We start from the raw sequence: 23,408 nt of genomic DNA, 5'->3' as shown, positions 1-23,408 counted from the left end.
CGTCCCAAACCCGGTCTGCGCGACGGCCACCCGGGCAAGCGTCAGAACAGGGCCAGCGGCTCGGCCTCCACCGGTGCTGGTCCGTTCCTTCCGGCGGGCAGGCTGCCGACGGGGAACGACGCCTCCGCCTGGCCCGGTACCCCACGGACGGGGTTGCCGGCGTCGAGCATCGCGCCGGACCCGACCCCGTGGGCACGTGCGGCGTCGGCGACCCGCCGGGCCAGCGTGCGGCGGTACTCGGCCGGCAGGGTCGCGCCCCGGGCGTAGAGCCGTTCGTACTCGGGGACGAGGTCCGGGTGGTGGCGGCCCAGCCAGGCGAAGAACCACTCCCGGGCGCCCGGCCGCAAGTGGAGTCCGATACCGCTCACCCCGGTGGCACCGGCATCGGCCAACTGGGCGACCAGGGCGTCGATCTGCTCAGGGGTGTCGGTCAGGTGGGGCAGGACCGGGGCCACGAACACGCCGCACGGCAGGCCGGCGTCCCGGATGCGGCGGACGAGATCGAGCCGGGCCCGGGGACTCGGCGTACCCGGTTCCAGGGTGGCCTGCAGTTCGGGGTCGACGAGGGCCAGCGACACCCCGATGCCGACCGGCACCGAGCGGTGCGCCGTGGCCAGCACCGGCAGGTCCCGGGACAGCACGGTGCCCTTGGTGAGGATCGAGAACGGCGTGCCGCTGTCGGCCAGGGCGCGCACCACCCCGGGCATCAGCGCGTACCGCCCCTCGGCCCGCTGGTACGGGTCGGTGTTGGTGCCCATCGCCACGTGCTCGCGTTTCCAGCCCGGCCGGGCCAGCTCGCGCCGCAACACATCGCCGATGTTGGTTTTGACGACGATCTGGTTGTCAAAGTCGCGGCCGGCGTCGAACTCGAGGTAGGCGTGGGTCTGCCGGGCGAAGCAGTAGACGCAGGCATGGGTGCACCCCCGGTACGGGTTCACCGTCCAGGCAAACGGCATCGGCGATCCGCCGGGCACCCGGTTCAACGCCGACTTCGCGTGCACCTCGTGGAAGGTCACCCCGGCGAACTCGGGGGTGCGCACCGTCCGCACCAGACCGGCCAGCCGGCCGAGACCCGGCAGGGCCGATGGATCCTCGACGGTCAGCGACCGACCTTCCCACCGCATGCCATCCATACGAACACGTGTATGGTCCGATTGCAAGCGGGATGGTGTTCGACAGTCCGTCCGGTCGGCTCGTGGTCAGGCCGGGACGGCGATCACCACGATGTTGTCGTCGTAGCTGGCCTGGGCGAAGTCGTAGCGGCCGCCGCAGGTGATGAGAACCAGCTTCGGCTGATCCGTCGACGCGAACACCTCGGCCGGCAGCCCATCGGCCTTGTGGTACGACCGGCGCTCGGTGACCTTGTAGGTGACGGTGGCGCCTCCGGCGACGGTGAGCACCACCTCGTCGTCGGGTTCGACCTCCTGCAGGTGGAAGAAGACGCCGCGCCCCTGGGGGGAGTCGATGTGACCGTCGAGCACGGTGGTGCCGGCCGAGCCGCCGGCGGCCGCGCTTCCGGTCCACCAGCCGAGGCGGCGGATGTCCTCTGGGACCTCGAGCTCACCGTCCACCTGCCCGACCGGGTCGATCGGCGCCTGCACGTCGAGCCGCGGGAGGGCGAACCCGACCGGGATGCCGGCCGGAACAGGAGCCGCCGCGGTCGGGGATGGCGTGGTCGGGGCCGGCGCCGGCGCCGGGTCCTGGGTGCTGGGGGCGGCCGAGCTGCTGTCGCTGGTCGGGGCTGCCGGGATGGCCGCGGCCGGCGTGGGTACCGCTGACGACGGCGACGTCGGCGCCGCATCGGCCGACGAGGTCGGCGCGGTCGACGTCGAGGCGTCGGGACTGGCGGCCCCAGGTGCAGCCGGGCCGGAAGCGGGTGTCCGGGGGGCGGGGGCGGTCGCCGAGAAATCCCCGGAGCCGGTGACGGTGCGCGCCTCGGCCAGCTGGACGCCGGTCATCAGGGCGACCCCCAGGGCCAGGGACATCCAGGCCCAGCGTCGATGTGGAGCGGCCGCCCGGGGCGGCGGTGACGCCGGACCGGTGACCGCCCGGGATCGAGGGCGTTGCGGCGGTGGTCCCGGTCGGGTAGCCGCCCGGAACCTGGGATCGGGTGGCGGTGCGGCCGGCGGGAGCGGACGACCGGCCGGACGGGCACCGGGCGATGGGACCCGCCCCCGGGCCGGCGGGAACTCGTCCGGCCCAGGAGCGGCACGACGCAGGAACGGATGCTCCCAGCGGGGCTCCGGTCCTGGCCTCGTGTCGTTCATCCGGTTCGACCTCAGACGTGCGCGCTGGCCTTGCGGCGGCGCAGGCCGAGCGCGCCGGCACCGGCCAGGGCGAGGCCGACGCCACCGGCGACGGTCAGGGCGGTGTTGCCCGAGTCGTCGTCCGACAGACCGAAACCGCCGGTGCCGGCGGGAACGCCGGTCGGGGTCGCCGAGCCGCCGGTGTACTGCAGCGGCAGCACCGCGAAGTAGGTCAGGCCGGTCTTGGAGTCCTCGGTACCGGCCGCCAGCGCGATGGTGTCACCGGCGGACGGGACGTCCGGGATGGTGACGGTGGCCGTGAAGGTGAACGGGTCGTCCGAGGAGGTCTCGACGGTGGCCAGGACGGTGCCGACCTTCTGGTCGGTGGCGATGCCGATCTGGACCGTGTTGGTCGCCGCCGCCGCCTCGAGCTCCTCGACGCAACCACCGAAGTTCTTGCCACTGACGGTGACCTGGGTGCCCGGCATGACGTCGGCCGGAATGGCGGTCAGCACCGGGGTGGGGCAGCTGGCGACGGCCGGGCTCTCCTCCGCACCGGCGGCGGGGGCGAGGGTCAGCAGGGCGGCGGCTGCGAGACCGACCACCGCCGCTCCGCGCTTCGATACTGCTCCGAGCTTGTGAACCTTCACGACGCACCCTCCCAGGGAACGGCCAGTCCGGCGGTATGCCGGGCTTGCGCAACCTATGTGGAGGTTGAGGGTGTGACTGATGTGACACGCAGAGCCACGCTCAGTGTTTTCCCATCTTTCTCCCTCGTTCCTTCGGGTCAGTCCCCCAGCAGGTTCTCCACCGCACCCGATACCTCGGCCAGCGGTACGGTCCGCTGGTCACCGGAAGCGAGATCGCGGACCACGGCGGTGCCGTCCGCCAGTTCCTGGTCGCCCACGATGAGGGCGACCCGGGCTCCCGAGCCGGAGGCCGCCTTCATGGCCGTCTTCAGGGCCCGACCGCCGTAGGCCATGTCGGCCCGGTGCCCGGCCCGCCGGATCTGCCCGAGCAGCACCGCGACCGCATCGGCCGCCGCGGTGCCCCCGACCGGGACACCGAAGACGTCGCAGCGCGCCCGCTGCCCGACGGGAATGCCTTCGGCCTCGCACGCCAGCAGGGTGCGGTCCACGCCGATGCCGAACCCGATCCCGGATAGTGACTGCCCGCCGAGTTCGGCCATCAGACCGTCGTACCGCCCGCCGCCGCCGATCCCCGACTGGGCGCCCAGCCCGGGGTGCACGAACTCGAACGTCGTACGGGTGTAGTAGTCCAGCCCCCGGACCATGCGCGGGTTGACCTCGTAGGCCACGCCGAGCCGGTCGAGGACCGCCCGCACCCGGTCGAAGTGCTCCCGGCAGGCGTCACAGAGGTGGTCGAGCATGAGCGGCGCGTCGGCCAGCATCTCCCGCATGTGCGGCCGCTTGTCGTCCAGCACCCGGAGCGGGTTGATGCGGGCGCGTTCGGCCGTGGCCTCGTCGAGGTCCAGACCGCCCAGATGCGCGGTCAGCAGCTCACGGTAGGCCGGCCGGCAGTTCCGGTCGCCCAGGGAGGTGATCTCCAGCCGGTAGCCGGTCAGGCCCAGGCTGCGGAAGCCCTCGTCGGCGACGGCGACGACCTCGGCGTCCAGGGTCGGGTCGTCACTGCCGACAGCCTCGATGCCGACCTGCTGCAGCTGCCGGTAGCGACCGGCCTGCGGGCGTTCGTACCGGAAGAACGGTCCGGCGTAGACCAGCTTGACCGGCAGCGGTCCCCGGTCCAGTCCGTGCTCGATGACCGCGCGCATCACCCCGGCCGTGCCTTCGGGACGCAGGCTGACCGACCGTCCGCCCCGGTCGGAGAAGGTGTACATCTCCTTGGAAACGACGTCGGTGGACTCCCCGACGCCGCGGGCGAACAGGGCGGTGTCCTCGAAGACCGGGAGCTCGATGGGGGCGTACCCGGCCCGGTCGGCGGCGGCGAGCAGCGCCGAGCGAACGGCGGCGAACCCGCGGCTGCGCGCCGGCACATAGTCGGGAACACCCTTGGGGGCGACGAAGTCAGGCATCGGGACCTTCGGATCGGGGGCGGATCGGGGTTCGGGGCAATCGACGGGTGGATCGACGCCGGTGACGTCAGGCGCCGGGCCCGGCGGCCAGCTCGGCCCGGGCCTGGGCGATCGCCGGCGGCCGCAGGAACGGATTGCCGGCGCGTTCGGCGGCCACGGTGCTGGTCGGTCCGTGCCCGGGGGCGATGACCGCGTCGTCCGGCCGGGTCAGCAGGCGATCGGCGATGCTCACCACCTCCTGGGGCATCGACCCGCCCGCCAGGTCCGTGCGGCCGATCGACCCGGCGAACAGGGTGTCCCCGGTGAACAGCAGCTCGGGCCGGCCCGGTGTGCCGGCGGCCGGGTCGGGGGATTCCCCGGCCAGGCGGTAGGTCACCGACCCGGGGGTGTGGCCGGGCACGTGGACGACGGACAGCGGCAGGTCGGCCAACCCCAGCTCCTCGCCGTCGGCGAGCAACCGCACCTCGTCGGGCTGCACCCCTTCCGACCAGGCGTCGCCCGCCGCCGACAGGGCGGCCCGCAACTGCGCGGACAGCGCCGCGCCGGGGTCGGCCAGCATGTACTCGTCACCCGGGTGGATGCCGACGGGGACGCCGTACTCCCGGCCGGCCGCAGCGGCGGACGCGGTGTGATCGAGATGACCGTGGGTGACCAGGACCGCGACCGGCCGCAGGTGGTGGTCGGCCAGCACCCGCGCCAGCGGCTCCAGAGCGCCCTCGCCCGGGTCGATGACCACGCACGGAGCGGGGAGGTCGGCGCCGGCGGACGGCGCCAGCACGTAGCAGTTGGCCTGGAAGGACCCGGCCGGGAACCCTGCGATCAGCACCGGCCCACCCTCACTTCGGTCTCCCCACAGTCGGTTCTCATGGTCTTGCCCGGTTCGTGCGCCGGTCGGTCGACCTCGCTCGCCTAGAGTAAGCGGCCGGGATCAGCTCGACGATCGTCGACTGCACCGGGCGGGACGGCCTCCAGGGGGACCGCCGGCGGGGACGACAGAGGCAGTACGTCAGCCCGAGAGGGTCAGCGCAGCAGGAGGACGGCCAGCATGCCCACCAACCAGCAGCGTCGGGAAGCCGCGAAGCGCAAGCTCGAACGGCAACTCGTCCGTCGGCAGCAGCAGGAACGGCGCCGCCGGCAGCGCCTGCTCGTCGTGGGGGTCGTGGCCGCCGTACTCGTGGTCTCGGGTGCGGTATGGCTGATCTTCGCCGACCACTCCTCCCCGGCCACCTCGACAGCATCCGGCGCGGACGGCAGTGCCACTCCGAGCTCGACGGCGCCGAGCACCCCGTGCTCCTATCCCGCGTCGGGGGCGGCGGCCAAATCCGTCAGCGCCCCCGACAATCTCTCACCGCTCAACAGCGGCACGGTGCAGGCCGAGATCACCCTCAACGGTTCCGCCGTTCCCATAACCCTGGACCGGGCGACGGCCCCCTGCGGGGTCAACGCGTTCCTGTCGCTGGCCCAGCAGGGCTTCTACAACGACACCACCTGCTGGCGGTTGACCAAGAGCGCCGGTCTGAACGTCCTGCAGTGCGGCGACCCCAGTGGTCAGGGCAACGGTGGCCCCGGCTACAGCTACGCCAGCGAACCGCCGACCGGCAATGTCGACCCGACGACGGGCCAGAGCACGGGTGACTCCTACCCGGTGGGCACCATCGCCCTGGCCAACGCGGGCGCCAGCGACACCGGCTCGCAGTTCTTCATCGTCTACGGCGACTCCCCCGGTCTGACCCCGCAGTACACGGTGCTGGGCAAGGTCGACGGCAACGGGATGGACGTGGTCCAGCAGATCGCCGCGGGCGGCACGGCCAACGGCGCGCAGGACGGCGCCCCGGCCACCACCGCGACCATCTCCAAGGTCGTCGTCCCCGAGGACGCCCTGCAGGGCTCGGGCACCTACGCCACCCCGTCCGCGTCGACGGACGTCCCGGGTCTCGACCCGTCGGCCGTGGACGGTGGCGCCGCCCCGACGGACGCCTCGTCCGACCCGGCGACCGGCAGCCCCGAGGCTTCGGCCCCGGAGACGAGCGCGCCCGCGTCCAGCTGATCGCACGCCTCGACGGCCCCGGTCTCCCGACCCAATGGCGGGCGGACCGGGGCCGTTGGCGTTACCGGGCCAGTCCGTAGCGGTCACCTGGTCGGCAGTGCCTGGGCCAACTCCCGAAAGTGCGGGTAACGGCCCCAGGCATCGCGATCGCCGATGACGTAGAGGCGACGCTTGGCCCGGCTGACCGCGACGTTCACCAGGTTGGGCGACGACGACGCCCACACCTGGGCTCCCGGGCGAGAAGGGTCGCCACCCAGCACCAGGATCACCACGTCCGCCTCGCGTCCCTGAGCCGTGTGGATCGTCCCGGCTCGCAACCCCGGGTACTCGTGGGCCAGAGCGGCCAGCCGGTCGGCAACCTCCCTGAACGGAGAGATGGCGATGACTTCGGACAGGGGAATGTCCATCCCGCTGACATACGACAGCGCGCCGCGCAGACGTTCCATCTGACCGGGTTGCACATGCGTCCCGGCCTGGACGGCGGCCGTGTTGGCCCAGAAACTGGGCCAGACAAGCTTTTCTGCATCTTCGTCGCCGAACTTGTCCGACTTTCGGCGCACACCGTTGACCATGATGTTCCCGTAGGCAATGCGGTTGCTGACGCCGAACATCGGATCGTCACAGCGGCGGTGCACACGGAGCGGCGCGCTGACCCAGACCTGGTCATCGCCCTGGGGGAGGAATGTCCCGGTGGCCGCCACGCGGTCGGCCAGCGTCTGCACTGAGGCCCGCGGCGGCAGCCAGACTCCCGACACACGGTAGAACCCGGCGATGTCGCGCTGCGCCTTGGGCGGGATGGTCACGACCGGCTGCAATTGCAGAGGGTCGCCGACCGCCAACACGCGTTGCGCCCGCCAGATGGAGCCGACCGCGTACTGCGGCGAGGCCTGACCGGCCTCATCGATGAACAACCACCCCAGCGCTTCCCGCCCGAGACCGGTCATCATGCGACCGACCGAGGCGAAGGTGGTCGAGATGAGGGGGACGACGAAGAAGAACAATTGCCAGGCGGCTCGGCGCTTCTCGTCCTCGAGCTTGGGCGGAACCGAGCCGGCGACCACCTCCACAGCGGCGCGGAGACCGTCGAGCAGGTCGGAAGCGGCGCAGGCCAGGAAGTCCTCGTGCAGGCGTAGCGCGGCCAGGAACAATTCCGAACGGGCGGTATCGAGCTCGGCGTCGAGCCACGGTGCGTGCAATTCCCGGGCGTCACCCGTCCACCCGGAACCGGGGTAGCAGAGGCCGTAGCGGCTTTCGTCCGTCGACAGGTCCACCTGGAGGATCTTCAGCTCCTGTCGAATGCGTTGAGCTCGCTGCTCCGCAGACTGCAGATCCGCCCGTGAGCGCTCGGCAGACTGTCGTAGCTGATCGCACAGGGCGGTGGCTCGGTGGTGCCGGTCCTGCGCATCCCGCAGCGCCTGCCCCAGCCGATCGAGCTCCGGACGCCATTTCCTGAGTGCGGCACCGAACGAGAAGATGATTTCCAGGACGCCTGGTTTGGCCATCAACTGGCGATCGTGATTGTCGACCGCAGCGGCCCGGACGGAATCGGCGTGGATCATCGAAGCGTGCCCGTCTGCCCACGCTCGCTCGATCGCGGCGAGCGCTTCGCGGTCTCGGGCGATTCGTTCGATGTTCGAACGCTCCTCGTCGCGCAGGGGCTGTAGTCGTCGAAGTCGCTCCTGGGCTCGTCTCCGTTCCGCTGTCAATGACAGGACTCGCTGATACGACTGGTCGAACAACTCTCGGGCCTGGCCCCACGTCCGGTGCGGAACCTGTCCCCTGTGCCATTGCTGCAGGCGGGTCTGCATCGCCGGGACACTTCCGGGAACGGTTTCCTTGGTCCGGGGATCCTTCTTGTCGAACCAGAAAGTCGAACGAAAGTCGGAGCGATTCTTCCGGTTTCCCAACCGAGCTGCGACCAGCCCCCAGGCCGTCAGAGGCGGGGCCTCCTCGGGCTGATCCTTCGCTGATGCCTTAAGGATCTCGGTCGCCAACGAGCCGAAGTAATCCGCAGAGCCTTGCCAGCATTTCGCGATGGCTTTATCGGCCGGAATCTCGGTGGTGACGTTCTCCACCGCGGCGTTGTTGGCGGATGCGACGACCATTTCGAATCCGGTCAGCTCCGGACGGAGCTGTCTGACTCGTCGGGGGGGTCCGTCCTGAGCATTCCACCGATGGGTGACCGGGGTGAAGGCGGCATCGGTGGTGGCGTAAGAAGCCAATCGTCGTGCGCGCTCCACGACGTTGCCGGCCAGGACGTCGCGCAGCATCGTCGTCTTGCCCGTACCGGGGGGCCCGTTGACACCCATCAGCCCGCGCGTCGGCCCCAGATCGTTGAGCGCCTGGTTCACCGCGAACTGCTGACTGAGCGCCAACGGATGGCCGGGTTCGCTCGGCCACCGCCCGGGTGGGAGCCGTTCGACCACCACACCGGCCTCGACCACTGCAGGTCGCTCGACGACGTCGAGACGCCGCCCCGGGTCGACGCGGTGTTCCGGTGTCAGGTAAGCGGCCAGAGCGGCGCCGATGTCACCCTTGGCAACCTGGGTGCGCACCTGGCGGAGGTCGTCGAGGAAGAAGCTGTTGAGGAAGTCGGTGTCGACCGCGTCCTCCTCCCGGCGTACGGAAATGGCCCGACTGTCGATGACCACCTGCGCAGTGGCCAACTCGGTCAGGCCGTCGACTCCCGCGATCGAATGCGCGATGGCCAACAGCCCGGTCATCGCATCGCGGTCGAGGGCCGGGGGTCCGTCGGATCCGGTTTTCTCCCGACGCCGGCCTTCGAAGTCATCAACGGCCTCGAGGAGTTCCCGCGCCGCACGGTCGAACCCATCGGCCCAGCCGGGGTCTCGGATCCCCGGGCTGCGGATACGGCCGACCGCCCACAGCGCCGACGAGAGAACGACGGAATCAGGGACCAGGAACCCAGCCTGGTCGGCAACCAATGCAGCGCAAGCGCTTTCTCCGCCCGGCCGTTCGTCGTAGGCATCACGGTCCTCCCCGAACGCGTGATGCAGGGACTCGTAGGTCGCTTCCAGGGGGTAGACGCCGAGATAGACCGTGTGCCGCCAGACACGCTCCGTCCCCCGCAGTCGGGGCGGAGGAGTCAATCGCTCCCAGGGGAGCGGCTCGTTCGGCGACCACCGGACGGTCTGACGATCAGCCGGCCGGGTCGAGGCCGATGTCAGTGTGGGGATCGACTGTGGACTGAACAGCTCACTCGTCCACCAGAACTGCAGAACGCGCAGCCGGTCGTCCTGCCCACGCGCGTCACTCATGGGGACATCTTGCCGTCGGGTGCGGATGGACACGTCATTCCGGAGCGGGATGTGGATGGTCCCTGGTGGGACGTGCCGTCACGCCCAGCTGCTTCGTTCTGGGACCAACGACGAATTCCACCGCTTGCGGGGCAAGATGTCGGGGTGACCATCATCAAGATCAACGCCATCACCGTGCCCGCCGACTCCGGCGACGAACTGGCCAAGCGGTTCGCCGCCCGGGCCGGATCGGTCGACAACCAGGACGGCTTCGAGGGTTTCGAGCTGCTGCAGCCGGCCGACGAGCGGAACACCTGGCTGGTGATCACCCGCTGGCGGGACGAGGACTCGTTCCAGGCGTGGATGGCGTCCCCGGCGTTCGCCCACGGTCACCGGTCGGCCCAGGAGCGTTCCGGTGGGCCGGCGCCGCACCCGGTGGGCGTCTCGAGCGAGGTGTGGTCCTACCGGATCGCCGGCGGCTCGGCCGGCGGGAACACGGACGGCGCGGCGCCGGACGGTGCCCCGACGCCGACCGCCGCGGACACCGACCAGATCGCCCAGGGACACGCCTGAGCCGCGTCCGACCGCCGGCCTCCCGGTCCCCTGCGGGTCACCGGGAGGCCGGCGGTGCCTGCGCGCTGCGGCGGAGCAGCAGCCAGCCCGCCCCACCGACGACCAGCGCCAGGACGGCACAGACGAGCATGGTGACGACGAAGCCGGACGCGTACGAGCCGGTCGCCGCCCCCAGGGCCGGCTGGCCGAGGGCGGTGTCGGGCTGGGTGCCGGCGGCGGCGAAGGCGGTGACGGCGTCCAGGCCCTGTCCGGTCTGGGTCGGCGGGACCCCCGCCTCGGTGAGGCGGCGCACCACGCCGCCGGTGGTCAGCCGGTCGATCAGCACGGTCGACAGCGCGAGGCCCGCGGCGTAGTAGAACTGGCCGATCGTCGTGCGCGCCGAGGTCACCGGGCCGAAGTACCGGGCGTCGGCCTGCGAGATGATCAGGGTGCCGTACGGCAGCGAGGCGATGATGACGCCGCCACCGAGCAGGATCGACCCGGGCAGGAAGCCCCACAGCGAGGTCGACGAGTGCAGGACGGCGAGCAGGACGAAACCCACCGCGGAGGTCAGCGTCCCGATACCGACCACGGCCGCGGCCGCCAGCCCGCGCGTCATGGCCCGGCCGACGACGACGGCCGCCGCGATGCCGCTGACCAGGAACGGCAGTTGCCACAGCGAGACCGACAGCGTGGACAGGCCGGTGACGTACTGCCAGAGGTTGGTCAGCTGCAGGAACCCGACGGCGGTGCCGAAGTTGTAGACGAACCCGGCGCACACGGCGGCCAGGAAGACCGGCCGCCGGAACAGTTCGACTGGGAAGAAGCGCCGGTCCTCGCCGGCCCCGGACGCGCGCTCCCGCCACGCAAAGGCGGCCAGCAGGGCGAAACCTCCCAGGAGCGGACCGAGGGTTGCCGGGGAGGTCAGCCCGGACGCCGCATGGCTGAATCCGTAGAGCACCCCGACGACCCCGAGGGCCAGCAGCACCTGGCCCGGGTAGTCGGTCGGGCCGTCCGGCCGCGGTTCCTGGGCCGGCAGCAGAGCGCGGACCGCGGGCACGCACAGCAGGGCGACGACCGGTAGCACCACGAAGGCCAGGCGCCAGTGCACGGAGGCCAGCGCCCCGCCGAGGAAGGTGAGGACGAGCGCCGTCCCGCCGCTGACCGCACCGAAGACGCCCATCGCCCCGGCGATCCGGTCCGGTGGGGTGATGGCCCGGATGTAGGCGAACGCCGCGCCGAACACCGCGCCGAACCCGATCCCGGCCAGGGCCCGCCCGAGCAGGTAGAGCGGGGACGCCGGCGCGCCGGCCACCAGCAGGTCGCCCACCGCGGCCAGCACCAGGGCGGCCATCAGGACGCCCCGGCGGCCGAGACGGTCGGCCAGCAGGCCGGTGGAGATCACCGTTGCCGACAGAACGAGGGTGGAGATGCTGGCGGCCAGCGCGAGCAGGTCGCCGGACATGCCCAGGCCGCGGCCGGCTCCGACCAGCGCGGTGCTGGCGACGTTCGGGTCGGCGCCCTGGGCGCCGGCCATCACCCCGAGCAGGGCCAACCCGGCGACCGGGCCCCGGGTGGCCGCTCCGGTCCCGCTGACGGGCGGGGCGGCGACCGTTCCGCTGCTCATCAGCAGGTGTGCCGCGGGGCGGCGTGCAGCGCGGTCGCGTGGGCCTGCCGCTCGCTGGGGTCGATGGCGGTGATCTCGGCGACGAACGCGTCGAGGTCGATGCGCCGGCCACCGCGCCACGTTCCCCGCACCGTCACCAGTTCGGTCAGTCGGTCGGGGTCGACGGTGGCCGGGTCGGCCGAGAGTTCCACCAGGTCGGCCAGTTTCCCGGGTTCGAGGGAGCCGATCTCGTGGTCGCGGTGCAGGGTGCGGGCGGCGGCCACGGTGTGCGCGGACCAGGCGGCGTCGAGGCCGATGCGTTGCTCCGGCCCGTGCAGGGTGCCCGACGGGGTCCGCCGGGTGACCGCCGCCTGGATGTTGAGCAGCGGGATCGCGGGACTGACCGAACCGTCGTTGTGGAACGAGACGCACGCCCCGGAGTCGACGGCATCGGCGAACCGCATCCACTGACTGCCGATCTCGGACGGGAACAGGGTGCCGTCGAGCAGGTCGCCCCAGTAGATGAACTGGAACGGCCCCATGGACGGGTGGGCCCCCAGTTCGGCGACCGTCGCGAACTGGTCGGCCCGGGCGCCACCGAGATGCTCGATGCGCCAACGATGGTCGCTGCCGGTCAGACCGTGTCGCTGCAGGGCCCGGCGGTAGACGTCCAGCACGACGTCGAGCCCGGCGTCGCCGTTGCAGTGGAAGGACAGCTGCCAGTGCCCCTCGGAGTCGGGTCCGACGAACCGGTCGATGATGGCGTCCAGTTCCTCGGCGCTGTAGTTCATCGTCGAGGTGCCGGACGGTCCGACGGGGATCCCGGCCCCGCGGACGGTGGCGTTGTCGAGGTAGGGGTAGCTGAGCGCGGCCGTACCCACCCACGGTGACCCGTCGGCCCACAGCTTGATGCCCTGCTTGCGCAGCATGGCCTCGGGCACCCGGGAGTGCAGGGGCTTGTCCGCGTCCGGCTCGGTCGACATGTGGTAGAGCGAGATGCGCAGGGGGCAGTCGGGCACCGAGGCCAGCGCCTCGTAGGCGGGTAGCGACGTGGTGCCGTAGGTCATGTCGCTGGTCGCGGTGATGCCGTTGCGGGCCATCTGCGCGTACCAGAGCGCGGCCGACTGCAGCGGGTGCGGGACCGCGTCCGCGAGCACCGGACCGCAGACGGCCATGACGGCGGCGAGCTCGTTGGCCCGGCCGTCGGACCGCCCGTCGGCGTCCCGCCCGTACGACGCGCCGACCGGGTCGGGCGGGGCGATGCCGTCCGGCCACCCCAACACGGCGATGGCCCCGGAGTTGAAGTAGACCTCGTGACCGGAGTTGTCCAGGATCACCACCGGACGCTCGGGGAAGAACCCGTCCAGGGTGGTGCGATCCAGCTCGTCGGCTCCCTGCAGGAGTCGGTCGAGTCCGGTGAAGAGCAGGGCCTGCCCGGGTGTGGTCTCCGCGTCCGCCCGCCGGAACTCGGCCGCGACGTCGTCCCACGTCGGGAAGCCGACGTACGGGGCGATCCAGATGGCCGGTGGTTGGGTGGAGATCCCGGACAGCACCGGGTGGCTGTGCGGTTCGATGAAGCCGGGGGCGAGGACGGTGTCCCCGAGGTCGACCACCTCGACGTCGCCGGAGGAGACGTCCGCCGGCAGTGCGGCGCGGCACTCGTCGGCGCTCCCGACGGCCAGAATCGTCCCGGTGGCGTCGTCGACCAGGACGGCGCCGGCCCGGGATCGCTCCTCATCCATCGTGATCACGGTCGAGGCCAGCAACAGTCGAACCGTCATGCGATCCCCCCGGTCAGGAGCGGACGGACACCGCCCGCAATTGCGCGGAGAGTAGCAATACCACTACTACCGGTGACTCGTTTGTCGCAGTCGTTCGTCACCCCCTGTGACTTCAGCCGAACGCGCGGAACCCCAGGGTGATGGCCAGGGCGAAGCCGGCCGCTCCGATGAGGTAGCGCAACGGACGAACCGGTACCGATCGCACCACCACCGGGCCGATTCGCGAACCGATCAGGCAACCGATGCCCAGTGGGATGACGGCCCCCCAGTCGACCGGGGCGACGACGATGAAGATGATCGCGGCGACCGTGTTGGCCACGGCCAGGATCGCGTTCTTGGCGGCATTGGCCCGCGGCAGGTCGTCGTCGCGGGTCCGCAGCAGCAGGGCCAGCAGCAGCACGCCGGCGGCCGCGCCGAAGTACCCGCCGTAGATGGTGATGAGGAACAGCGCGACCGCCTGGGCAACGAGGGCCCCCGTCCGACGAACCTGCGGATGCCCCGCCCGAGCCGCCCGGCCCCGGGGCAGCAGGATGGTCAGCGAGGCGAAGCCCAGCAGGAACGGCACCAGCCGCTCGAAACCCTCGGCCGGCGTCGTGAGCAGCAGCACCGCGCCGATCACGCCCCCGACGACGGCAACCGGCGCGATCCCCAGCAACCACCTCCCCTGGCCCCGCAGTTCCTTGCGCGAACCGAGGAACGAGCCGACCCCGGTGAAGACCAGGCCGACCGTGTTGGTGACGTTCGCCGCCACCGGCGGCAGACCCACGGCCAACAGCGCGGGGAACGTGACCAGGGAGGCCAGCCCGGCGATGCTCCCGGTCAGCCCCCCACCGACGCCGGCCAGCACCAGCAAGAGGAAGGACAGCAGGGTCATGTCCACCGGGCCACCGCGTCCGGTTCGAGGGGGCTCATCACGGCCCCACGCTAGAGCGTGACCGCCGGCGCGCCGCCGGCCGGGCGGGGCTCCGGCGTCCGCACAACCGGGGATGGCCGAAGATGGCCCCATGACGGACTCCGCCTCCCCAATCCCGCCGGACGATTCCGCCGACCCCCGCGCCGCCCATCGGGCGTGGCGACAGGCGCGGTTGGCCCAGGTCTCCGGCCCGGTCGGCAACACCGCCCTCGTCGACTACCAACCCGTCGACGCCGAGGAGACACCCGTACGGGGCCTGCCGGCCACCGTGTGGCGGGTGCCGGGCGAGCCCGGAGTCCGGGTCCGGCCCACCGGCGAGCTGGCGCTCATCACCGCCGACGGGACCCGACTGGTGACCGGCGAGACCCTGGTCCCGTCACTCGGCCCCGACGGGTTCCCGCTGCTGCGGTCGGGCGACATCACCGTGGACGCCTTCAGTCTGGACGGGACGGACAGCGAGCTGCGGATCTACGATGCCGCCGCCCCGACCCGGCTGGCCTTCGCTGGCATCGAGGTCGCGGACTACGACCCGGCCTGGGTGCTGCCGGCGGTGTTCCGTCCGGCGCCCGAGATCCAGCGGACCCCCTGGGGTTTCACCCGGGCATCCGACGACGGGCACACCAAGGCCGTACCCGGGACGGTGGAGGCCACCATCGACGGGGTCGAGTACTCCCTCACCGTCTTCGCCGACGGGCACCATCTGGTGCTGGTCTTCGCCGACGCGACCACCGGCCGTACGAGCTACGCCCCGGGACGCTTCCTGCGCTTCCCCGGCCCGGCCGGCGCCATCGGCGAGAACGCCGAGCCACAGTCCCTGACCTTGGACTTCAACCGCGCGTTCGTGCCGCCCTGTGGGTTCAGCGACTTCTACTCGTGCCCGATCCCGCCGCCGCAGAACCGGATCCGGGCGGCCGTGAACGCCGGGGAACTGCGGGCCACGGCCACCACGGAGCGCCCCGGTCACTGATCGTGAGTTCCTGTTGTCACGAAGGCGTCACACGGAACTGTGCAAGACGCCCATCGGAGGCCGCAGGTCCGACACAACGCACATGGCAGTCCGGGCGGCCCGTCCCTACCGTGAATCAGGATTCCCACGGTTGGACCCTCTGAGGAGCACGCCATGTCCGGCAGCGCACATATCGACGACTACACCCTGGCGCGGGTGCCACTGACCGAACGCAAGCACTGGTTCGGCATCGCCGTGCAGCGGTTCGGGCAGATCTCCGCGCTCTCCCAGTTCCTACTCGGCGCCACCCTCGGCTACGGCATGACCTTCGCCAACGCGTTCCTGGCGATCCTGCTCGGCTCGATCATCGTCGAGGTCATCATGTGCCTCGTCGGGATCATCGCCCAGCGCGAGGGCCTGAACACCGCCCTGCTCGCCCGGTGGACCGGATTCGGCGAGGTCGGCGCCTCGATCGTCGGCCTGGCCGTCGGCATCAGCCTCATCGGCTGGTTCGGCATCCAGTCGGCCATCGCCGCCAGCTCGCTGGACTCACTGATGCCCGGCGCCCTCCCCGGCTGGCTGTGGAGCGTCATCGTCGGCCTGGCCGTCACCGGCATCGTGGCCTTCGGCTTCAAGGGCATGCAGGTGCTGGCCAACATCACCGTGCCGCTCTTCCTGGTCCTGGTCGCCTGGTCGGTCATCGCCGAGCTCTCCCGTCACGACCTGGGCAGCCTGCTGACCAGCGCCCCCGCCGGTCCGGAGATCTCGGTCCTGGTCGGGTCGGGCATCGTGGCCGGCGGCGTCATCGTCGGCGCGATCATCACCGGCGACATGACCCGGTTCAACCGCACTCCGGGCGACGTCGTCAAGCAGACCGTCGTGGGCGTCACCCTCGGCGAGTTCGTGATCGGCCTGGCCGGGGTGCTGCTGGCCCACGCCGCCCGCAGCGGCGACATCGTGGCCATCGTGACGTCGTCCATCGGGTTCGTCGGTCTGCTGATCGTCATCACCGGCACGCTCAAGATCAACGACTGGAACCTCTACTCGGCCTCGCTCGGCCTGCTCAACTTCATCTCGGTGTCCTTCCGCCGCCAGCTGCACCGCGTCCCGGCGACGATCTTCCTCGGCGTGGCCGGGACGGTGCTGGCCGCCGCCGGCATCCTGCAGAACTTCATGCAGTTCCTCATCGTGCTGTCGGTCGTGTTCCCGCCGATCGCCGGGATCATGGTCGCCGAGTACTTCATCGTCCGACGCTGGCGCGGCGACCTGGAGTCCAGCCGTCGCAACGACGTGCTGCCCGCCACCGCCCCGCGGCTGGTGCCGGCCACGCTCATCATCTGGGCCGTCTCGTCCCTGGTCGGCTACTTCGTCACCTGGGGCATCCCCTCCGTGCTGAGCCTCGTGCTGTCGATGGTCCTGTACATCGCGGCCGGCAAGGTCGGGCTCGTCCAGGGTCTCGGTCAGACCCGTACCCCCGAGGAAACCGCCGCGGCGGCGCCCAGCCGGGCCTGAACACTTCGGTGCGGGGCACGGCCCATCTCGCCGTGCTCCGCACCGAGCCCCACCCCAACACCGCACCCAACGGCGATCAGCCACAGGAGAACCAGTTCGATGCACATCGGTATCGATGTCGGCGGCACCAACACCGACGCCGTCCTCATGGACGGCGCCACCACGCTGGCCGGGGTCAAGCACTCCACCACTCCGGACGTGACGACCGGCATCGTGCAGGCCATCGAGGCTCTCCGTGAGCAGCACCAGTTCACCGGCCCGGAGATCCAGGCCGTGATGATCGGGACCACGCACTTCATCAACGCCCTGGTCGAGGCCAAGCGGCTCGCCCCGACCGCCGCACTCCGCCTCGGACTGCCCGCCACCAGGTCGCTGCCGCCGATGGTCGACTGGCCGGCCGAGCTGGTCGACGCCCTGTCGGCCCGTACCTACCTGGCCCACGGCGGCTACGAGTTCGACGGGCGACCCATCTCTCCGCTCGACCCGGAAGAGCTGCGCGCGCACGCCCGTGACATGCGCGGGCACGGCATCCGGTCGGTCGCCATCTCCAGCGTCTTCTCACCGGTCAACCACGACCTCGAGGTGCAGGCCGCACAGATCGTCCGCGACGTCTTCGCCGAGGACGGCACCCCGGTCGCGATCTCGCTGAGCCACGAGATCGGCCGCATCGGTCTGCTCGAACGCGAGAACGCCACCGTCATCAACGCCGCGCTGCGCGAGCTGGCCGGGGAGATCGTCGACGGGCTGACCGCGGCGGCCCGGGCCCAGGGCATCACCGCCCCGATCTACCTCAGCCAGAACGACGGCACGCTGATGGACGAGGACTTCGTCCGCAGCTACCCGGTGGCCACGTTCGCCTCCGGGCCGACCAACTCCATGCGGGGCGCCGCGGTCACCAGCGGCCTGACCACCTGCGCCGTGGTCGACGTGGGCGGTACCACCGCCGATGTCGGCCTGCTGGTCGGCGGGTTCCCCCGGGAGACCGCCGGCGAGGTCAAGGTCGCCGGGATCCGCACCAACTTCCGCATGCCGGACGTGCTGTCCATCGGCATCGGCGGCGGCAGCCTCGTCGATCCCGAGACCGCCGAGGTGGGCCCGGGATCCGTCGGCTACCGCCTCACCACCGAGGCGCTGGTCTTCGGCGGCTCCACCCTGACGGCCACCGACATCGCGGTGGCCGCCGGCCGCGCCGACATCGGCGACCGCAGCAAGGTGGCGCACCTGGACCCGGCGTTCGTCGACCGGGTCCTGGCCCGCATCGCCGAGCGGGTGGCCGAGGCCGTCGACCGCATGCGCACCTCCCCGGATCCGATCCCCGTCGTCGCCGTCGGCGGCGGCTCCATCCTGCTGCCCGACGAGCTCCCCCTGTTCGGCACGGTGCACCGGCCGGAGAACTACTCCGTCGCCAACGCCATCGGCGCCTCCATCGCGCAGGTCGGCGGCGAGATCGACAAGGTCGTCGCCGTGGAGCCGAGCCGTCGCGAGGAGACGATCGCCACGGTGAAGCAGGAGGCGGTCGAGAAGGCCATTGCCGCCGGCGCCCGGCCCGACTCGGTGGCCATCGTCGACTTCGACGAGGTGCCGATCCCGTACCTGCCCGGCAACGCCACCCGCATGCGGGTCAAGGCCGTCGGCGATCTGCAGATGGACGCCCGATGAGCTGGTCCATCGGCTTCGACGACATCAGCGACCTGGCCCGGGGCGCGGCCGTGCTGGGCACCGGCGGCGGGGGCGATCCCTACATCGGCGCCCTGCTGGCCCGGCAGGCCATCACCGAACACGGCCCCGTCACCGCGGTCCCGCTCGACGAACTCGACGACGACGCCCTGGTCATCACCGTCGGCATGCTGGGCGCCCCCACCGTCATGGTGGAGAAGCTGCCCACCCTGGAGTCGATCATCGCCCCGGTCCGCGCCATGGACGCGCACCTCGGCCGGCCGGCCACGCACGTGGCCTGCGCGGAGATCGGCGGGGTCAACTCGACCATCCCGATCGCCGCCGCGGCCGCTCTCGGACTGCCGCTGCTGGACGCCGACGGCATGGGCCGGGCGTTCCCGGAACTGCAGATGGTGCTGCCCACCCTGTCCGGGATCAGCGCCTCCCCGCTGGCCTTCGCCGACGAGAAGGGCAACGTCGGCGTCGTGCAGACCATCGACAACTCGTGGACGGAGCGCATCGTGCGCGTCTCCGCCGTCGAGATGGGCTGCTCCGTCATGATCTGCGGCTTCGCGATGAGCGGTGCCCAGGCCCGCGAGTCGCTGGTCCGTGACTCCCTGCAGCGCTCCCTGCACCTGGGCGCCGGTATCGCCCAGGCCCGCCTCGACAAGACCGACCCGGTGACCCGCGCCGTCGACATCCTGGCCGGCCGCGAGCTGTTCGCCGGCAAGGTCGTCGACGTGGAACGGGCCACCACCACCGGGTTCGCCCGGGGCACGGCCACCCTCACCGGGGCCGACGGCGCGCGTCTGACGCTGCGCTTCCAGAACGAGCACCTCATCGCTTCGTCGGGGGGCGATGAGGTGCTCGCCACCACCCCCGACCTGATCATCGTGCTGGAGCACGACACGGGTGAACCGGTCACCACCGAGGGGCTGCGGTACGGCCAGCGGGTCCGGGTGATCGCAGCGCCGAGCGACCCGCGATGGCACTCGGCGGCGGGGCTGGCGATGGTCGGGCCGGGCTATTTCGGCTACGACGTCCCCGCGCGCCGGTTCGACGGGCAGATCTTCGACGGGCAGATCTCGGAGGTCTCCGCATGAGCTGGCAGCTGACCGCGGCCGATCTGCCGGACCTGGCCCGCGGGGCGACCCTGCTGGGCACCGGTGGTGGCGGCGATCCGTACATCGGGTCCAAGCTCGTCGAGCAGGTCCTCGGGACGGGGTCGATCACCGTCCTGGACCCGTCGGATCTGGCCGATGACGCGTTCGTCATCCCGACCGCCCAGATGGGCGCGCCGACGGTGATGATCGAGAAACTGCCGGCGGGCACCGAACCGACGCTGGCCCTGCGGACGCTCGAGTCCCACCTCGGCCGGCAGGCGGACGCCACCATGCCGATCGAGTGCGGTGGCGTGAACTCGATGATCCCGTTCCTGGTCGCCGCGGAGACCGGTCTGCCGGTCGTGGACGCCGATGGGATGGGCCGGGCGTTCCCGGAGCTGTCCATGGAGACCTTCGCGGTCTACGGCGTGCACGGGTCGCCGCTGGCCCTGGCCGGCGAGCGCGGTGAGACTGTCGTGATCGACACCGGTGACGACGACAAGCAACTCGAGTGGCTCGCCCGGGCCGTCACCATCCGCCTCGGCGGGGTCGGCCACATCGCCGAGTACGCGATGAGCGGCGCGGACGTGCGCCGCACCGCGGTCCCCCGCACCATCTCCATGGCGCTGGCGCTCGGCCGCGCCATCCGGGTGGCCCGGGAACAGAAGCGGTCGCCGTTCACCGCCATCGCAGCGGCTCTCGCCCCCACCGGCTACTCCCATGTCGCCGACCTGTTCGAGGGCAAGATCGTCGACGTGGAACGCCGCACCACCGAGGGGTTCGCCCGCGGCCGGGTACGGATCGCCCCCACGGGCGACGGGCCGGACCTGGTGATCGGTTTCCAGAACGAGAACCTGACCGCCCACCGCGGCGACGAGCTGCTGGCGATCGTGCCCGACCTGATCTGCGTCCTCGACCACGAGAGCGCCGAACCGATCACCACCGAACGGCTGCGCTACGGCCAGCGGGTCCGGGTGCTGGGGATCTCGACGCCCGATCTGATGCGGACCCCGGGAGCGCTCGCCACCTTCGGCCCGGTGGCGTTCGGGCTGACCGAAGAGTTCCTCCCCGTGGAGAAGGGCGCCAGCGCCCCGGTCCCGGCGACCGACTGACCGGACCGGCCCGCCAGTAGGCTGCGCGTTCGTGGGCTTCCGCGTCGACCGCAGCGACATCGACGCCCTCGCCGTCGGCTCCGCGCTGCTCGGCGCGGGCGGCGGTGGGGGCCCGACCCATCTGCGTCTGCTGGCCCAGGCCGCGGACTGGCCGGTGGACGTCGTCGGGGTGGACGAGCTGGATCCGGCCACGCCCTGCATGACCGTGGCCGTCGGCGGCTCCCCGATCGTCATCACCGAACGCCTGCCCGATCCCGACCAGATCCATCAGGCCATGGCCGCGGTGGAACGGTGGCTGGGCCACCGCATCCCGGCCCTGTGCACGCTCGAGATCGGCGGTCTGAACGGGCTGACCGGGTTCGTCGTCGCCGCGGGGCGCACCCTCGTCGACGCGGACACCATGGGTCGCGCGCTGTCGGGGATCGATCAGATCACCCTGCTCGTCGACGGGTTGCCCGGCCTGGTGGTGGCGACCACGACCGGCAACGGGGTCGGCGTCGTCGATCAGCCCCGCCCGGCGGAAGCCGAGGCCATGGTGCGGGCCGCGCTGCGCCTGTCCGGCGGTTCCGGCGCCGTCGTCATCGGCGGGTTCACCGTGGGCGACCTGGCCGAGCACGCCTGCACGGGGACCGTCAGCCGGGCTCTATCACTCGGCCGGCGCTTCACCGCGGCGCACGAGGCACCGATGGATGACCTGGCGACCGCCCTCGGCGGCCGGTTGCTGGCCCAGGGACGCATCCACTCGGTCCTGACCGACCCCGTCGACCCGCAGATCCAGACCTACCAGCTCGCCTCGTCCGACGATGTCGTGCACCGCCTGGTGACCGGTTCGGAGACACTGGCGCTCATGACCGACGGCGAGGTGATCAGTGCCGCGCCCAACTTGCTGGCCGTGCTCGACGTCCGCACCCGATCGGTGCTGCAGATCACCGACCTCTCCCCCGCGCACCACGTCGCGATCATCGAGCTGGCCGCGCCGTCCTGGTGGACCGCCCGACCGCATCGTCTCCGCCGCGTCGTGCCGTCCGCCTACGGGGTCGTGGGCCTGGAACCGACGGTGACGCCGTGAGCGGGTTCGGCCTGTCGGCGTTGCTCGCCGAGTCGCGCAGCGGGGGCCTTCGCCTCGTCGCCGGTCCGGTCGACGGCCACTGGCCGACTGCGGCAACGGCTCTCACCGAGGACCAGCTGGACCCGGCCGGCGCGGGCCGGCTCGCCGTCGTCGCCACCCCGCTGCCCCACGAACCGTGGCGGGTGGACGCGATCCTCCGGCGGGTGCACGAGTACGGCTATCGCGGGTTGGCCGTCCCCGGGGCCGACCAGCTGGACAGCGGAGCCCGCCGACTGGCCGACCGGGTCGGCCTGACGGTGCTGACGGTGGCCCGGCCGTTCGAGCTGGTGGAGGCGTGCTGGCGGCTGGCCCTGGCCCGCGACGCCGTCGTCCTGGACCTGGTGCGCCGGCTGACGTCCGCTTTCCGTTACGGAGCAAGGGATCTCGGCGACCTGCTGCGCCATCTGTCGGCGGTGACGAACAGCGGGGTGGCCCTGCTGGACACCTCCGGGGTGCTCGAGGAGTACCGGGACGAACGCTCGGCGGTCGACGTCGGACGGCTGTGGGTCGAGCTGGTGCAGTGGGACCGGTGGACCAGCATCGTGCACACCCCGGCGCTGTCCGTCGCGTCCGTCCGGCTGGACAGCCCGTCCCGACCGGGCCTGCGGCTGGCCTTCTTCGCCGCCGGCATCGGGGAGAGCCAACTCGACGCCCTGGCGGTCGCCGCGGAGATCGCCATGCCCGCGGTCGCGGCGCGCATCCTCATCGACGAGGTTGCCTCGGTCACCGATGCGTCGGTGTCCTCCGATCTGCTGCGCGACTTCCTCGATCTCGGCGAGACCTACGACGCCGACGTCGACCGCCGGATGACCGAGCGGGGCTGGCGGACGAGTGGGCACCACCTCGCTTTCCGGGTGATCGGCCGCACCCGGGTCGACGGGTTCGCGCTGCTCCGCGCGGTCCGCACCGGTCTGGAGGCGCTCGGCATCGAGACGCTCGCCACCATCCAGGGCCGGGGAGTCACCGCCTGGCTGCGCTTCGTCCCCGCCCCGACGCCGCGGGACCTCGAACGCCATGTCCACCAGTTGCGGGCGGTGCACGAGAACCTCCGCCGGACGTTCAACGTCGCCACCGGGATCGGCTCGCTGCAGGCCGACCGCACCGGCCTGGCCGTCACCATCGGCGAGGCGGTCGACGCGGCCCGGATCGCCGCGGAACGCTCGGCCAACAACTGGTTCGTCCGGGTCGACGGTCTGGGCCTGGAGCAACTGCTGCTGGCCCGCACCGAGAACGACACCTTCCTGCCCGCGGCGCAGTCGTTGCTGGCGCCACTGCGCGGGGGCGACCCGGCCGGTGGTCGGGCCGACGACGACGTGCTGCTCGTGACGTTGACCAGCTACCTGGACCACGAGTCGGGAATCGCCGCCACCGCCGAGGCCCTGGGCGTGCACCGCAACACCGTCACCGGCCGAGTCCAACGCATCCAGGAGATCCTGGGTGTCGACATGCACGATCCCGGGGTACGGCTCGCGCTGCACCTGGCCTGTCGGGCCGTGCTGCGCTGAGCCGGGGCGAC

The 23,408-nt window shown here is 71.6% G+C and carries 18 protein-coding genes; 9 read left to right on the top strand and 9 right to left on the bottom strand.

What is annotated here, in order from left to right; all coding sequences use genetic code 11:
- Positions 1–41: 41 nt before the first annotated feature.
- The 5 genes from FDO65_RS01250 to FDO65_RS01230 form a co-directional block, all read right to left on the bottom strand.
- Positions 42–1,124: an Rv2578c family radical SAM protein gene (locus FDO65_RS01250; RefSeq protein WP_137447677.1), complete on the bottom strand. Its 1,083-nt coding sequence runs from the start codon at positions 1,122–1,124 to the stop codon at positions 42–44.
- A gap of 75 nt (positions 1,125–1,199) precedes the next feature.
- Positions 1,200–1,985 carry a class F sortase gene (locus tag FDO65_RS23010; RefSeq protein WP_137447676.1) on the bottom strand — a complete coding sequence of 262 codons (786 nt, stop codon included), beginning with the start codon at positions 1,983–1,985 and terminating at the stop codon, positions 1,200–1,202.
- Between the two features lie 293 nt (positions 1,986–2,278).
- Positions 2,279–2,851 (bottom strand): LPXTG cell wall anchor domain-containing protein, encoded by a 573-nt coding sequence (locus tag FDO65_RS01240; protein WP_137447675.1) that lies wholly within the window; start codon positions 2,849–2,851, stop codon positions 2,279–2,281.
- A 182-nt stretch (positions 2,852–3,033) separates the two neighbouring features.
- Positions 3,034–4,299, bottom strand: coding sequence for a histidine--tRNA ligase (gene hisS, locus FDO65_RS01235; RefSeq protein ID WP_137447674.1), 1,266 nt, complete (start codon positions 4,297–4,299; stop codon positions 3,034–3,036).
- Between the two features lie 67 nt (positions 4,300–4,366).
- Positions 4,367–5,125, bottom strand: a complete 759-nt coding sequence (locus FDO65_RS01230) for an MBL fold metallo-hydrolase (protein ID WP_137447673.1) — start codon at positions 5,123–5,125, stop codon at positions 4,367–4,369.
- 219 nt (positions 5,126–5,344) lie between these two features.
- On the opposite strand from FDO65_RS01230, the gene FDO65_RS01225 reads away from it, so the two are divergent.
- Positions 5,345–6,346: a peptidylprolyl isomerase gene (locus FDO65_RS01225; RefSeq protein WP_137447672.1), complete on the top strand. Its 1,002-nt coding sequence runs from the start codon at positions 5,345–5,347 to the stop codon at positions 6,344–6,346.
- A gap of 83 nt (positions 6,347–6,429) precedes the next feature.
- On the opposite strand, the gene FDO65_RS01220 is transcribed toward FDO65_RS01225, so the two are convergent.
- Positions 6,430–9,624 carry a DEAD/DEAH box helicase gene (locus FDO65_RS01220; RefSeq protein WP_137447671.1) on the bottom strand — a complete coding sequence of 1,065 codons (3,195 nt, stop codon included), beginning with the start codon at positions 9,622–9,624 and terminating at the stop codon, positions 6,430–6,432.
- Positions 9,625–9,768: 144 nt separating this feature from the next.
- Here FDO65_RS01220 and FDO65_RS01215 point away from each other — a divergent pair, with 144 nt between their 5' ends.
- On the top strand, positions 9,769–10,176 hold the full coding sequence (locus tag FDO65_RS01215) for an antibiotic biosynthesis monooxygenase family protein (protein WP_137447670.1): 408 nt from the start codon (positions 9,769–9,771) through the stop codon (positions 10,174–10,176).
- Positions 10,177–10,213: 37 nt separating this feature from the next.
- Here FDO65_RS01215 and FDO65_RS01210 read toward each other — a convergent pair whose 3' ends face one another.
- From FDO65_RS01210 to FDO65_RS01200, 3 genes are all read right to left on the bottom strand, one after another.
- A complete protein-coding gene (locus FDO65_RS01210; protein WP_137447669.1) occupies positions 10,214–11,782 on the bottom strand; it encodes an MFS transporter in 1,569 nt (522 codons plus the stop codon).
- Positions 11,782–13,542: an amidohydrolase gene (locus FDO65_RS01205; protein WP_137447668.1), complete on the bottom strand. Its 1,761-nt coding sequence runs from the start codon at positions 13,540–13,542 to the stop codon at positions 11,782–11,784. Before FDO65_RS01205 ends, FDO65_RS01210 begins: the two co-directional genes overlap by 1 nt.
- Before the next feature lie 112 nt (positions 13,543–13,654).
- Positions 13,655–14,416, bottom strand: coding sequence for a sulfite exporter TauE/SafE family protein (locus FDO65_RS01200; protein WP_137447667.1), 762 nt, complete (start codon positions 14,414–14,416; stop codon positions 13,655–13,657).
- Between the two features lie 130 nt (positions 14,417–14,546).
- Here FDO65_RS01200 and FDO65_RS01195 point away from each other — a divergent pair, with 130 nt between their 5' ends.
- From FDO65_RS01195 to FDO65_RS01165, 7 genes are all read left to right on the top strand, one after another.
- Positions 14,547–15,422: a DUF1684 domain-containing protein gene (locus FDO65_RS01195; protein WP_137447666.1), complete on the top strand. Its 876-nt coding sequence runs from the start codon at positions 14,547–14,549 to the stop codon at positions 15,420–15,422.
- A gap of 153 nt (positions 15,423–15,575) precedes the next feature.
- The gene (locus FDO65_RS01190) at positions 15,576–16,913 is read left to right on the top strand and encodes a purine-cytosine permease family protein (protein ID WP_137447665.1); all 1,338 of its coding nucleotides are present in this window, start codon (positions 15,576–15,578) and stop codon (positions 16,911–16,913) included.
- A 99-nt stretch (positions 16,914–17,012) separates the two neighbouring features.
- Positions 17,013–18,572, top strand: a complete 1,560-nt coding sequence (locus tag FDO65_RS01185; protein ID WP_137447664.1) for a hydantoinase/oxoprolinase N-terminal domain-containing protein — start codon at positions 17,013–17,015, stop codon at positions 18,570–18,572.
- Entirely contained in the window at positions 18,569–19,672 is a 1,104-nt protein-coding gene (locus FDO65_RS01180) for a DUF917 domain-containing protein (protein WP_137447663.1), read from the top strand. Before FDO65_RS01185 ends, FDO65_RS01180 begins: the two co-directional genes overlap by 4 nt.
- Positions 19,669–20,784: a DUF917 domain-containing protein gene (locus FDO65_RS01175; protein ID WP_137447662.1), complete on the top strand. Its 1,116-nt coding sequence runs from the start codon at positions 19,669–19,671 to the stop codon at positions 20,782–20,784. Before FDO65_RS01180 ends, FDO65_RS01175 begins: the two co-directional genes overlap by 4 nt.
- Before the next feature lie 31 nt (positions 20,785–20,815).
- Complete coding sequence (locus FDO65_RS01170) at positions 20,816–21,853, top strand: S-methyl thiohydantoin desulfurase domain-containing protein (RefSeq protein ID WP_137447661.1); 1,038 nt, start codon at positions 20,816–20,818, stop codon at positions 21,851–21,853.
- Complete coding sequence (locus FDO65_RS01165) at positions 21,850–23,397, top strand: PucR family transcriptional regulator (protein WP_137447660.1); 1,548 nt, start codon at positions 21,850–21,852, stop codon at positions 23,395–23,397. Before FDO65_RS01170 ends, FDO65_RS01165 begins: the two co-directional genes overlap by 4 nt.
- Positions 23,398–23,408: the final 11 nt, after the last annotated feature.

This window comes from Nakamurella flava, assembly GCF_005298075.1.
GTDB classification, from domain to species: Bacteria; Actinomycetota; Actinomycetes; order Mycobacteriales; family Nakamurellaceae; genus Nakamurella; species Nakamurella flava.
This window is presented reverse-complemented; position numbering and strand designations above follow the sequence as displayed.

Excerpts from the sequence above, each read along its gene's own strand:
- FDO65_RS01250 (WP_137447677.1), bottom strand. The coding sequence starts at position 1,124 with ATGCGGTGGGAAGGTCGGTCGCTGACCGTCGAGGATCCATCGGCCCTG.
- FDO65_RS23010 (WP_137447676.1), bottom strand. The coding sequence starts at position 1,985 with ATGTCCCTGGCCCTGGGGGTCGCCCTGATGACCGGCGTCCAGCTGGCC.
- hisS (WP_137447674.1), bottom strand. The coding sequence starts at position 4,299 with ATGCCTGACTTCGTCGCCCCCAAGGGTGTTCCCGACTATGTGCCGGCG.
- FDO65_RS01225 (WP_137447672.1), top strand. The coding sequence starts at position 5,345 with ATGCCCACCAACCAGCAGCGTCGGGAAGCCGCGAAGCGCAAGCTCGAA.
- FDO65_RS01220 (WP_137447671.1), bottom strand. The coding sequence starts at position 9,624 with ATGAGTGACGCGCGTGGGCAGGACGACCGGCTGCGCGTTCTGCAGTTC.
- FDO65_RS01210 (WP_137447669.1), bottom strand. The coding sequence starts at position 11,782 with ATGAGCAGCGGAACGGTCGCCGCCCCGCCCGTCAGCGGGACCGGAGCG.
- FDO65_RS01205 (WP_137447668.1), bottom strand. The coding sequence starts at position 13,542 with ATGACGGTTCGACTGTTGCTGGCCTCGACCGTGATCACGATGGATGAG.
- FDO65_RS01200 (WP_137447667.1), bottom strand. The coding sequence starts at position 14,416 with ATGACCCTGCTGTCCTTCCTCTTGCTGGTGCTGGCCGGCGTCGGTGGG.
- FDO65_RS01195 (WP_137447666.1), top strand. The coding sequence starts at position 14,547 with ATGACGGACTCCGCCTCCCCAATCCCGCCGGACGATTCCGCCGACCCC.
- FDO65_RS01190 (WP_137447665.1), top strand. The coding sequence starts at position 15,576 with ATGTCCGGCAGCGCACATATCGACGACTACACCCTGGCGCGGGTGCCA.
- FDO65_RS01185 (WP_137447664.1), top strand. The coding sequence starts at position 17,013 with ATGCACATCGGTATCGATGTCGGCGGCACCAACACCGACGCCGTCCTC.
- FDO65_RS01180 (WP_137447663.1), top strand. The coding sequence starts at position 18,569 with ATGAGCTGGTCCATCGGCTTCGACGACATCAGCGACCTGGCCCGGGGC.
- FDO65_RS01175 (WP_137447662.1), top strand. The coding sequence starts at position 19,669 with ATGAGCTGGCAGCTGACCGCGGCCGATCTGCCGGACCTGGCCCGCGGG.